Raw genomic sequence first — 11,943 nt, forward strand, 5'->3', positions numbered from 1 at the left:
TAAAATGACAATTAAGTTACATAGGTTGATAGATATTCTTGAATAAAGATGAAAATCACTGAATTTATATCAATAGGAAGAACATGTGAGCTAATTTGACCCCTTTGCAACAAGGAGGGGAAACCATATGTTTTTGATTTTTTTCTTTTTCTGTCATCTTATCGTTATATTTACTGAGCTAAACTGACCCTGCTATTTTCACAACCAAATCTATTCACACGTAAACTGGTTGGCGATTTAATTATTTTTGAGAGAACCACATGAACCTATCGTTACTCTGGCGCCATACATCATTATTGGTGGTGTTCACTGTTTGTTTGTTATTACCTTTTGTATTGATGATCAATTTAGGAATAGCCAAAGACGTTGAAGAATATAAATGGACCGATATTATTGGGGAGGGCAGTGTTGCTCTGCTAACCATATTGTGGGTTATATCGGCGTTAGCAAGCCGTCCACCTGGGCTGGTGACAAGAATGCTAGTGCTAGGATTGTCGTGCTTTATGTTTTCATGTTTGCTAGATGTTATTGACGAATTTTTACGTTATGACAGTGAGCATATTTGGATGTCAATGGTGGAGTCGATTCCTGCGGCTATTGGTATGATCATTATGTCGGTAGCATTGTACTTATGGCATCTTGAGCAATTGGCACTTAATCGCCAATTACAGAGACGTGAATTTGAACATCGTTCATTTGAAAAAATTGATGTGATCACTCAACTATATCGAGTCGATTATTGGCGAGAGCGGGCTGAGGAAATACAACAACGTAATATTTCTGCCGCTATTGTTGTATTAGATATTAATGATTTTTCTAATTTTAATTTGAAATTTGGTGACACAGAAGGGGATCGTTTTTTAAGAGAAGTAGCGCACTTAATCTTAATGAATCTCAGACCTATGGATTTAGTTAGCCGCTACGCTGGTGACAGATTTGTTATTTTATTACCTGAGTCTACGTTAGCTAATGCTGTAGATATGGCGGAGCAAGTTGAGAATAGTGTAAAAAATGTTGCCTTTAAAGCGAATGAACAAACCACGGCTGCGTTTCAAAGTGTAAGAACCGCAGTACGGGTATTAATGCCAAATACCTCATTGCAACAATGTTTAACTGAGTTAAATATTGAGTTAGATAATAAAAGTCAGTTGGCTAATTCACTTCAAAATAACCAACATAAGGTTGCATAAAGGCTGTGACTTACCTTAATTATCAAGACAAATATTTACCATTAGAGCTGTACGCAGCTACCGTGGTGGATGTGTGTATTGCTAGAGGGGTAAACATAAATAAACTATTACGTGGTACCGGAGTTTTTAAAGCCGATATTATAAAAGGTGAACATGCCAGTCCGAGCCAAATTTTACGTTTGTTTAGCAATGCACAAGCGTTAACGCCGGGTTACGATTGTGCGTTTCAGATTGGACGGCGTTTGGCTGCAAATCAACAAAATACGGTTATGCAAGCCTTGCACTATAGCCGTAGTTTTGAAGAGTCCTTACGCTTAGTTACACTGTTTGAGAATATATGTAGTCCATTTATTGCAGCTACATTCATTAAACAAAACGGCAGTGGCTATTGGTTATTAAAGCAAAAGTTGGGCTTAGGCAAGCTAGAACAGTTTGTGATGGAAATCTTTTGTACTGCTTTAGTGAGTTTAAGTCAGCACGTATTAGGCCATAGAGTTAAATTTTATTTTGGTTTTCAGTGGCAGAAACCAAAGCAAATTCAAGAATATGAAGAAAATTTAGGTTACCGAACCTATTTTGAGCAACCTGCAAATGTTATTGCTGTTCAGTGGTCATCGTTGGCCAAGAGTAACGTTAACCGAAATGACTTATTAAAACGCCATGCAATTCATAAAGCCAATAAGTTAATAATGTGTAAATTCAGTTTATTGGAACATGTACGTTATTTAATTGCTGGTTCCCCAATAGCTCCTTTACCTCAAATTGCTGAGCAGCTTAAAACAAGTCCTGCAACGTTAAAACGAAAGTTAAAAGAACATGGCAGCAGTTTTAAGCAATTGCATGATGAAGTAAGAAAGCACCAAGCAATACATTGTTTAATCCTACAAGGTTTGAATAATGAACAAAGCGCACTGTTAATGGATATTTCTGACGCAACTAATTTTCGTCGTTCGATAAAACGTTGGACCGGCTATACACCATCAGAGTTGAAGAAAACATGTGACTTTTTACCTTTGATTGTTTTGCCATCATAAAACTTGCCATTATCATTCATGATAAATATCAGCAGAACATCATATATTCATATTAGATTGTCGAAAGTATTTTTAATAACTGCCTTTTATACGGTGGAGTAGGCTTGCAATTTAGTGTGGATTAAGTAGAATACGCGCTCCTCTTTTATATAGAGGGGTCCTTTGTTGGCTGAGTTAGTGATCGGCTGGCATAACAATTAATTATTTTCTGGAGAGACTTATGTCACTAAGCGTTGAAGAAAAAGCAGCAATCCTAGCTGAACACAGCACTGGCGAAAACGATACTGGTTCTACACAAGTTCAAGTTGCGTTATTAACAGCTGATATCAACAAATTACAAGGCCACTTTAAAGAGCATAAAAAAGACAACCATTCACGTCGTGGTCTTTTACGTAAAGTTAGCCAACGTCGTAAATTGTTAGATTACTTCAAAGGTAAAAACCTTGAAGCTTATAAAGATTTAATTCAAAAATTAGGCCTACGTCGTTAATCGATGTTTGCATAATTAGAAAAAAGGAGCATTTATGCTCCTTTTTTTATGCCTAAAATTTAATGATTTTGGATTTGTTACTCATTTCTGACAATAAACCTGAAAAATTCCTCATTAGCTTTTGATAAAAACTAGCAAATCATCAATTCCCACGTATAATATGCCACGAATTTAAACGACAAAAACAAGATCTAGCAGGGTTATATTTTATTTCAAATGAAATGAAACCGTCATTAAGACAACCTAAGATAAACGCTGGATCCAAAAATGAAAACTAAAGGAAAAATTACGTGACTCCAATTATTAAAAAATTTCAATATGGTCAGCACGAGGTCACTCTAGAAACGGGCGTAATCGCACGTCAAGCTACAGCTGCTGTTATGGCAAGTATTGGTGATACAACAGTATTTGTATCTGTTGTTGGTAAAAAGCAAGCTAGTCCAGGGCAAGATTTCTTCCCACTTACAATCAATTATCAAGAAAAAGCTTATGCTGGCGGTAAGATCCCTGGTGGATTCTTCAAACGTGAAGGTCGTCCTGCAGAAGAAGAAACGTTAATCGCTCGTCTTATTGACCGTCCATTACGTCCTTTATTCCCAGATGCATTCAAAAATGAAGTACAAGTTGTTTGTACAGTAATGTCAGTAAACCCTGAAATTGCTCCAGATATTGTTGCGCTAATCGGTGCATCAGCAGCTATCTCAATCTCTGGTATTCCATTTAACGGTCCAATCGGTGCCGCTCGCGTTGGTTTCTTAGATGGTCAATACATCTTGAATCCTTCACAAACAGAATTAAAAGCAAGTGATTTAGACTTAGTTGTTGCTGGTACTGAAAACGCAGTATTAATGGTTGAATCAGAAGCAGCAGTGTTATCTGAAGAAACTATGCTTGGTGCCGTTATGTACGGACACGAGCAAATGCAAGCTGTTGTTACAGCGATTACAGAATTTGCTGCTGAAGTTGCTACTCCTGCATGGGATTGGTCTGCGCCAGTAGAAAACACTGAACTTAAAAATAAAGTTAAAGTGTTAGCGGAAGACGGAATTGCTGCTGCTTATTCAATTGCTGACAAAATGGAGCGTTATGCTGCAGTTGGCGTTGTTAAAGCTGACACCATTGCTAAGTTAACAGAAGAAGCTGGTGATGAAGCATTCGATGCTAAAGAAGCATCTGAATTAGTTCACGACTTAGAAAAAGACGTAGTTCGTTCTCGCATCTTAGCCGGTGAAAAACGTATTGATGGTCGCGAACCTGACATGATCCGTGCACTAGACGTTAAAACTGGTATTTTACCACGTACTCACGGTTCTTCTTTGTTCACTCGTGGTGAAACTCAGGCTATCGTAACTTGTACACTAGGTACTGAACGTGATTCTCAAATCATTGATTCATTGTTAGGTGAAAGACGTGACCCGTTCATGCTTCATTATAACTTCCCTCCGTACTGTGTTGGTGAAACTGGTTTTATCGGTTCACCTAAACGTCGCGAAATCGGTCATGGCCGTTTAGCAAAACGTGGTGTATTAGCGGTAATGCCTTCGCAAGCTGAATTCCCGTATACAGTTCGTTTAGTATCGGAAATCACTGAATCTAATGGTTCATCTTCAATGGCTTCTGTTTGTGGTTCATCTCTAGCGCTTATGGATGCTGGTGTTCCAATTAAAGCTTCTGTTGCTGGTATCGCGATGGGTCTAGTTAAAGATGATAAGAGCTTTGTTGTTCTTTCTGACATCTTAGGCGATGAAGATCACTTAGGCGACATGGACTTTAAAGTTGCTGGTACTACTGAAGGTATCACTGCTTTACAAATGGATATCAAAATTGAAGGTATTACTAAAGAGATCATGGACAAAGCCTTAGTTCAAGCTAAAGCTGCTCGTTTACATATCTTAACAGTAATGGATGAAGCAATTGGCGGACACCGTGAAGAGATGTCTGAATTTGCTCCACGTATCTACACAGTTAAAATACCTCAGAAGAAAATTGCTGATGTTATCGGTAAAGGTGGCGCAACAATCCGTGCTCTTACTGAAGAAACTGGAACAACAATTGAAATTGACGACGATGGTACAGTTAAAATTGCTGCTACAGACGGTGCAAGTGCACAAGCTTGTATCGAACGTGTTAAGCAATTAACGACTGACCTAGAAGTTGGCCGCGTTTACCAAGGTAAAGTTGCTCGTATCGTTGATTTTGGTGCGTTTGTTAACGTTCTTCCTGGTAAAGACGGTTTAGTTCACATCTCTCAAATCTCTAGCGAGCGTGTTGAGAATGTAGCTGACGTATTAACTGAAGGCCAAGAAGTTGCAGTTAAAGTACTAGAAATTGACCGTCAAGGTCGTGTACGTTTAAGCATGAAAGAAGCAACTGAGCAACCAGCTGCTGAATAAATCTTATTTTAAATAATAGGGTTTAATAAAGAGAGAGCTTAGGCTCTCTTTTTTTGTGCCTAAAATTTAGATTGTACTGAATAGATATAACTGTATTTAACTAAAGCAGGGTTTTTACGTATTGAAAAATAAAACAGTGATGTGTAACTTACACCTAACATTATAATTCGTAAGAGAATTTTATCTTTTTTTGATTTTGTTGTAATACGTTAGGGGGTTTTACAACTCGGCTCCTAACGTAAATATATTTGAGTTGCTTTTAACCTTAATTGGAAGAATAAAAAGGATTTATTGATGAAAAATGTTTTTTTCTTTGACTCTATGCTAACACCTAAAATTATCACTGTTGTTTATTGGATACTGTTAATTAGTGTTGTTATTTCTAGTGTGACAATGATGTTCGCAGGCTACAATGGTGGACTATTTAAGGGATTAGGGGTTTTAGTTGGTGGCGCTATCGGTGTCAGAATTTGGTGTGAACTATTAATTGTATTATTTAAAATCAATGGTAATTTACAAAAAATAGCTGATAAATCAGATCTAACTGTAAAAGCTGATGATTCTGCAGAGTAAGTGTTAACTATGTAATAAATTTGCAAAGTTATAATACAAAAAAGTGAAATTAGCATAGGCTAATTTCACTTTTTTATTTATAGGCTTAAATTGTAAATGTGTAGTTACATTTGAGATTGTAAGTAGTTCTCTAAACCAATGGTTTTGATTAAACGTAATTGTTGCTCTAACCAGAAAGCGTGATCAACTTCTGTATCGTCAATTAATACCTGTAGCATGTTCTTGGTTACATAGTCGTTGTGTTTTTCACACAGCGCCATTACATCTTTTAAGCCTTGGCCTACGGCATATTCTACACGTAAGTCACTTTCAAGCATTTCAGGTACTGTCTTGCCTATCTGTAAACCATCACGAGTAACCATGTCAGGTGTGCCTTCTAAAAATAAAATGCGTTCTATTAATTTAGACGCATGGCCTTTTTCGTCATCAAACTCATGATCAATACGAACAAACAGTTTATTAAATCCCCAGTCTTCGTACATACGAGAATGAATAAAGTATTGATCCATAGCCGCTAACTCATAAGCCAACAAACCGTTAAGAGCGTTTATGATGTCTTTATTGCCTTTCATTTTTTATCTCCAGTAAGTCGGTTAAAGTTGCGCTTGTAAGTATTTATCAATACCCATATTCTGAATTTGGTAGTCTTGAGTTTCTAACCAATCTAAATGTTCTTCTTCGTGCTCTAAAATTTCAGTTAATAATTCACGAGTAACATAATCTTTTTCTGTTTCACAAAGCGCAATAGCCGTTTTCATTTGCTCTATTTGAGTGATTTGAACGCCAGTATCACATTTGATCATTTCAACAGTATGCTCACCAATTGATAATGCACCTAAGCGTTGCAGGTTAGGTAAGCCTTCTAGAAACAATATGCGTTCAATTAGCTTGTCGGCTTGTTTCATATCCATGATTGATTTTTTATAACACTTATCGTTTAAAGTGTTAAACCCCCAATTTTTGTACATGCGCGCATGTAAAAAATATTGGTTGATGGATGTGAGTTCTGTTGTTAACACTTCGTTTAACATGCTCAATATTGTAGAAGTACTTTGCATAACTATGCCTCAGTTATTTAATAATAGAATGAGTATAATGGTTGAATTGGAATATACAAAATAAACTTGAAAATAATCAATAAAAACAATAGTTTAATAATGACAATGATTTGTAATTAGATTTATATATGAACTGAAGGAGGTGTTTTTTAGCTGATGATCAGCCAACATTTTTGAATAATGTTTCATCAATAATTGTATTGTCGATAACCATTTGTGCAACTTTGGTACAAGTTCCACATTCACTACCTAAGGCAACATGTTGTTTTAATTCACGAATAGACCCAACTCCGTGCTCAAGCACTAATTGTTGAATATCTGAATCTGTAATGCCTTTACATAGACAAACGAACATTGGAAAACCTCATTTAATTGATGCGACTGATAATAATTCTCATTTGGTTGGTATGCAAGCGGTTTTGTATATTTTTCTTAAATTTATTTGTTTTTATTTTCCTTATCGCTGAATTCGATAATACTAATCGAAAAATCATATACAAATGCCCTTGGTTTAATTTATTTAATCTATATATAATCGGTAACGAAATAACGAGTGGATCTTTGATCTACAATTAATTATATAAATGGAGAATTTCATGGGCGTTTTAGTTGGCCGTCAGGCACCAGACTTTACTGCAGCAGCTGTTTTAGGTAATGGCGAAATCGTTGATAATTTCAACTTTGCAGAAGCAACAAAAGGTAAAAAAGCAGTAGTATTTTTCTACCCTCTAGATTTCACTTTTGTATGTCCTTCTGAATTGATCGCATTTGATCACAGATTAGATGAATTCAAAAAACGTGGTGTTGAAGTAATTGGTGTTTCTATCGATTCACAATTCAGCCACAACGCATGGCGTAACACCGCTGTTGCTGACGGTGGTATTGGCCAAGTTGGTTACCCGTTAGTTGCTGACGTTAAACATGAAATCGTTCAAGCATATGATGCAGAACATCCAGAAGCTGGTGTTGCTTTTCGTGCATCATTCTTAATTGACGAAGAAGGCGTTGTACGTCATCAAGTTGTTAATGATTTACCACTTGGTCGTAATATTGATGAAATGTTACGTATGGTAGACGCATTAAACTTCCACACAGAGCACGGTGAAGTTTGTCCTGCTGGTTGGGAAGAAGGCAAAAAAGGTATGGTAGATTCACCAGCTGGTGTTGCAGCATACTTATCTGAGAACGCTGAAGGTCTTTAATTTAATCGCTCATTGAGCATAAATTAATAACTGTGGAAAAGCCTCTGGATACAGAGGCTTTTTTTTATCTAATTTTTACATAAATAATCTATAGATATATACATTTCCCTGATGGATATCTTGTATACTAGCGGCAATAAACCTCGTTAAATTTAAATTCATTAAATTGAATCTTATTAGGAAGCACCTCTGTAATGTCTCTTGTCTTTAATTCATTTACTTTTCCAAATTCTACTACTATTAAAAATCGACTTGTTAAAGCCGCAATGGAAGAAAATATGTCTGATGAAAACTTATTGCCTAGTAAAGAGTTAATTAATCTTTATGGTCAATGGGCCAAAGGCGGCAGTGGATTATTAATTACCGGAAATGTCATGGTAGATAAAGAAGCGATGACGGGACCCGGTGGCGTTGTATTAGACAAAGACAGTGACTTAACTCGATTTAAGTTATGGGCTGATACGGCAAAACAAAATAAAACCAAAGTGTGGATGCAAATAAGTCATCCTGGACGCCAAGTGTATAAAAAAATGGGGGGGAAAGTTTACTCACCGTCAGACATACCTTTAGACATGGGCAAATTATCTGACATGTTTGGTCAACCTACTACAATGACTGAAGTTCAAATAAAGGATGTGATCAGTCGTTTTTCAGATACAGCAAAGCAAGCTGAATTAGCCGGTTTTGACGGTGTTGAAGTTCATGCCGCTCATGGGTACTTATTAGCACAATTCTTATCGCCTTTAGTTAATAAGCGTGAAGATGATTGGGGTGGCTCGTTAGATAACCGTTCTCGTTTATTATTAGAGGTTATCAAAGCAATAAAATCTAATGTATCAGACTCTTTTTCAATTTCAGTTAAATTAAATTCTGCTGATTTTCAACATGGCGGATTTGATGAAGAAGATGCTCTGGCAGTAGTTAAATCGCTGGAAGCGTTAAATATAGACATGATTGAGCTTTCTGGCGGAAGTTATGAGGCGCCTGCTATGCAAGGTGTTACTGCCGATGGTCGTACATTAGCTAGAGAAGCTTACTTTTTATCTTTTGCTGCTTCTATCTCAAAAAACACCTCGGTTCCGATTATGACAACCGGCGGGATTTATAAATTTGGAACAGCAAAAACAGTGCTAGCTCAAGGTGTTGATTTAGTAGGTATTGCCACAGCATTAGCGTTGCAACCAGATTTACCAAATAGATGGCAGCTTGGTAAAAATGTGGAAGTTGCTACACCACAAGTAAAATGGAAAAATAAAACCTTCAGAAGCTTAGCCATCATGGCACTTGTGAAACGTAACTTAAGACGAATAGGTGCAGGTAAAAAAACGAGCAGTAAATTATCACCATTTTTTACCTTGATATTAGATCAAATAAGAACGGCTAAATTAGTTAAACGCTACCAAAAGTTGTTAAGTCAATAACCTATTTTATGGTATAAATGCGCCATTAATTAACAGTTGAGAGTTGTAATGTCTGATGTTCAAAAAGAGATAAGTCGATGTGCTTGGTGCAACAGCGACCCTATTTACATTGCATATCATGATAATGTTTGGGGAAAACCTGAATTTAACTCTCAACAGTTATTTGAAAAGTTATGTTTGGATGGACAGCAAGCGGGACTAAGTTGGATAACTATTTTAAAAAAACAACAAGGCTATCGAGATGCTTTTGCTAACTTTGACCCTAAGTTAATCAGTGAATTTGATGCTGATAAAGTTGAAGAGTTAATGCTAAATCCGAATATTGTTCGTAATCGACTTAAAATAAATTCTATTATTAGAAATGCAAAAGCTTACTTAGCTTATGAAGAACAGCATGGAGTGGACAGTTTTAGTCAATTTTTATGGGCATTTGTTGGTGGTGAGCCAATTGTTAATAGTTGGAATGATAAATCTCAGGTTCCTAATGACACAGAACAATCTCAGGCCATGTCTAAAGCGTTAAAAAAATTAGACTTTAATTTTGTTGGCCCAACAATTTGTTATGCCTTTATGCAAGCGGTTGGAATGGTCAATGATCATTTAACCACATGTATTTCATCCCCCAAGCGCTGAACAACCGAAATAACAGTATATAAGTGAATATTGAATTGAGTGACTCTATATCAAAGTGTTTTTCTGACAATGGTGCATTAGCACAAGCTATTCCTGGCTTTAAAGCCAGGCAAGCTCAGCTGGATATGGCTACGGCTGTGCGTGGCGCAATAAAAGATAAAGCTCAGTTAGTGGTTGAAGCCGGAACCGGCACAGGTAAAACGTTTGCTTATTTAGCACCTGCGCTATTAGCGGGTAAAAAGGTAATTGTTTCTACCGGAACCAAGGCCTTACAAGAGCAGTTATTTCATCGTGATTTACCCTTAGTAAAAAAAGCGTTAAGACCTATGATGAAAACGGCGTTATTAAAAGGTCGTAGTAATTACTTATGTATTAATAGGTTGGAAGTAAATGGGCAACACCCTCCTTACGATGATCCTAGTTTTCTGAGTGATATTTCTAATGTGCGTAAATGGTCATCTGAAACCAGTGATGGTGATATTGGTGAGCTAACGTCAATTGAAGAAAATAGTCGAGTCCTACCTTTTGTTACTAGCACAGTTGATAACTGTTTAAGTAAAGATTGCCCTAATATTGCCGACTGCCATGTGATGAATGCGAGAAAAAAAGCATTGGAAGCTGATTTGATTGTAGTGAATCATCATTTGTTTTTTGCCGATTTAGCATTAAAAGACACAGGTTTTGGTGAGTTAATTCCTGATACTGACGTTATTATTTTCGACGAAGCACATCAAATCCCAGATATCGCCTCTGAATACTTTGGTGAGCACTTTTCATCTCGTCAGGTATTTGAATTATGCAAAGATATTCAAGCTGAATACCAAGCGCAGTTACGTGATATGCCGCAGCTATACAAAGCTGCGATGACGTTAGAAAAAAATATATTAGATATGCGTTTGGTTTTTGCCGAAGATCCTGAGCGTGGTAACTGGCGAGACAAATCAAAATCTGACGACATAGTAAATGCAATTCAATATGTATTAAAAGCATTCAACTTTTTATACGACGTAACAAAATTAGCCATTTCTCGTACAGAAACTATCGATAATTGCTTTGAACGTTTAGTGCAGCTAAAAGGTAAGTTTGAAAAAGTAAATCAAACTCAAGAAAATGGTTACAGCTATTGGTTCGACACCACGAAACGTCACTTCACATTACATATAACGCCTTTATCAATTGCCGATAAGTTTGGCGCTATTGTTGACGAGTCTAACTCATCTTGGATTTTCACCTCAGCGACTGTATCTGTAGATGATAACTTTGATCATTACACTTCTTTATTAGGTATTCCAGACGCTAGAACTCAAATGTTAGGTAGCCCGTTTGATTATCAAAACCAAGCTATGTTTTGTGTACCTAGATACTTTCCTGAACCAAATGACAAAGCCGCAGTAAGGGCATTCTCAGAGCTTGCTTTGGAATTAGTGGAAGCGAGCAGGGGACGTGCCTTTTTATTATTTACTAGTCACAGAGTGATGACACTTGTGGCTAAAATGATTGAAGACGAAATTAAATATCCAGTTTTAGTACAAGGTACAACAAGTAAACGTTTGTTATTAGAACAATTTACTAAATTGAAGCATGCTGTTTTACTCGGAACTGGATCATTTTGGGAAGGGGTTGATGTCCGCGGAGATATGTTGTCCTTAGTAATGATTGATAAGCTGCCTTTTGCTTCGCCTGATGAGCCTCTATTACAAGCAAGAATAGAAGATTGTAAATTGAAAGGGTTAGAGCCGTTTCAAAATGTACAAATACCCCAAGCGGTTATATCGCTAAAGCAAGGTGTTGGCCGATTGATACGAGATGTAACTGATAAAGGTGTTTTGGTTATTTGCGACCCAAGATTAGTTACACGCCAATACGGTGAGGTTTTTATGCGCAGCTTACCGAATATGAAACGCACCCGTGATTTAGATACAGTAAAAACATTTTTAAAAGGTTTATAA

At 36.8% G+C, this 11,943-nt stretch carries 12 protein-coding genes; 9 read left to right on the plus strand and 3 right to left on the minus strand.

From position 1 onward, the window contains the following. Positions 1–260: 260 nt before the first annotated feature. From Q0940_RS13230 to Q0940_RS13250, 5 genes are all read left to right on the plus strand, one after another. A complete protein-coding gene (locus Q0940_RS13230) occupies positions 261–1,190 on the plus strand; it encodes a GGDEF domain-containing protein (protein ID WP_299269290.1) in 930 nt (309 codons plus the stop codon). 5 nt (positions 1,191–1,195) lie between these two features. Next, positions 1,196–2,224, plus strand: a complete 1,029-nt coding sequence (locus tag Q0940_RS13235; RefSeq protein ID WP_299269292.1) for an AraC family transcriptional regulator ligand-binding domain-containing protein — start codon at positions 1,196–1,198, stop codon at positions 2,222–2,224. Positions 2,225–2,444: 220 nt separating this feature from the next. After that, positions 2,445–2,714, plus strand: a complete 270-nt coding sequence (gene rpsO / locus Q0940_RS13240; protein ID WP_105052125.1) for a 30S ribosomal protein S15 — start codon at positions 2,445–2,447, stop codon at positions 2,712–2,714. 290 nt (positions 2,715–3,004) lie between these two features. Next, positions 3,005–5,107: a polyribonucleotide nucleotidyltransferase gene (gene pnp / locus Q0940_RS13245; protein WP_299269296.1), complete on the plus strand. Its 2,103-nt coding sequence runs from the start codon at positions 3,005–3,007 to the stop codon at positions 5,105–5,107. A 294-nt stretch (positions 5,108–5,401) separates the two neighbouring features. Then, on the plus strand, positions 5,402–5,680 hold the full coding sequence (locus Q0940_RS13250) for a DUF4282 domain-containing protein (protein WP_299269298.1): 279 nt from the start codon (positions 5,402–5,404) through the stop codon (positions 5,678–5,680). Positions 5,681–5,784: 104 nt separating this feature from the next. Here Q0940_RS13250 and bfr (Q0940_RS13255) read toward each other — a convergent pair whose 3' ends face one another. The 3 genes from bfr (Q0940_RS13255) to Q0940_RS13265 all read right to left on the minus strand — a co-directional run bounded on the left by bfr (Q0940_RS13255) (position 5,785) and on the right by Q0940_RS13265 (position 7,093). After that, entirely contained in the window at positions 5,785–6,252 is a 468-nt protein-coding gene (bfr, locus tag Q0940_RS13255; protein WP_299269301.1) for a bacterioferritin, read from the minus strand. A gap of 21 nt (positions 6,253–6,273) precedes the next feature. Next, the gene (gene bfr, locus Q0940_RS13260; RefSeq protein ID WP_299269303.1) at positions 6,274–6,738 is read right to left on the minus strand and encodes a bacterioferritin; all 465 of its coding nucleotides are present in this window, start codon (positions 6,736–6,738) and stop codon (positions 6,274–6,276) included. Between the two features lie 160 nt (positions 6,739–6,898). Next, positions 6,899–7,093 carry a (2Fe-2S)-binding protein gene (locus Q0940_RS13265; protein ID WP_299269305.1) on the minus strand — a complete coding sequence of 65 codons (195 nt, stop codon included), beginning with the start codon at positions 7,091–7,093 and terminating at the stop codon, positions 6,899–6,901. Positions 7,094–7,334: 241 nt separating this feature from the next. On the opposite strand from Q0940_RS13265, the gene Q0940_RS13270 reads away from it, so the two are divergent. From Q0940_RS13270 to Q0940_RS13285, 4 genes are all read left to right on the plus strand, one after another. Beyond that, on the plus strand, positions 7,335–7,940 hold the full coding sequence (locus Q0940_RS13270) for a peroxiredoxin C (protein ID WP_299269307.1): 606 nt from the start codon (positions 7,335–7,337) through the stop codon (positions 7,938–7,940). A 194-nt stretch (positions 7,941–8,134) separates the two neighbouring features. Beyond that, complete coding sequence (locus tag Q0940_RS13275) at positions 8,135–9,361, plus strand: NADH:flavin oxidoreductase/NADH oxidase family protein (RefSeq protein ID WP_299269309.1); 1,227 nt, start codon at positions 8,135–8,137, stop codon at positions 9,359–9,361. A 48-nt stretch (positions 9,362–9,409) separates the two neighbouring features. Beyond that, on the plus strand, positions 9,410–9,994 hold the full coding sequence (locus Q0940_RS13280) for a DNA-3-methyladenine glycosylase I (RefSeq protein WP_299269311.1): 585 nt from the start codon (positions 9,410–9,412) through the stop codon (positions 9,992–9,994). 23 nt (positions 9,995–10,017) lie between these two features. Further along, positions 10,018–11,943: an ATP-dependent DNA helicase gene (locus Q0940_RS13285; protein ID WP_299269313.1), complete on the plus strand. Its 1,926-nt coding sequence runs from the start codon at positions 10,018–10,020 to the stop codon at positions 11,941–11,943.

Source organism: uncultured Psychrosphaera sp., assembly GCF_947500655.1.
GTDB lineage: Bacteria > Pseudomonadota > Gammaproteobacteria > Enterobacterales > Alteromonadaceae > Psychrosphaera.

Bases quoted from the DNA above. Each gene is read 5' to 3' on its own strand.
- Q0940_RS13230 (WP_299269290.1), top strand. From the start codon at position 261: ATGAACCTATCGTTACTCTGGCGCCATACATCATTATTGGTGGTGTTC.
- rpsO (WP_105052125.1), top strand. From the start codon at position 2,445: ATGTCACTAAGCGTTGAAGAAAAAGCAGCAATCCTAGCTGAACACAGC.
- Q0940_RS13250 (WP_299269298.1), top strand. From the start codon at position 5,402: ATGAAAAATGTTTTTTTCTTTGACTCTATGCTAACACCTAAAATTATC.
- bfr (WP_299269301.1), bottom strand. From the start codon at position 6,252: ATGAAAGGCAATAAAGACATCATAAACGCTCTTAACGGTTTGTTGGCT.
- bfr (WP_299269303.1), bottom strand. From the start codon at position 6,738: ATGCAAAGTACTTCTACAATATTGAGCATGTTAAACGAAGTGTTAACA.
- Q0940_RS13265 (WP_299269305.1), bottom strand. From the start codon at position 7,093: ATGTTCGTTTGTCTATGTAAAGGCATTACAGATTCAGATATTCAACAA.
- Q0940_RS13270 (WP_299269307.1), top strand. From the start codon at position 7,335: ATGGGCGTTTTAGTTGGCCGTCAGGCACCAGACTTTACTGCAGCAGCT.
- Q0940_RS13275 (WP_299269309.1), top strand. From the start codon at position 8,135: ATGTCTCTTGTCTTTAATTCATTTACTTTTCCAAATTCTACTACTATT.
- Q0940_RS13280 (WP_299269311.1), top strand. From the start codon at position 9,410: ATGTCTGATGTTCAAAAAGAGATAAGTCGATGTGCTTGGTGCAACAGC.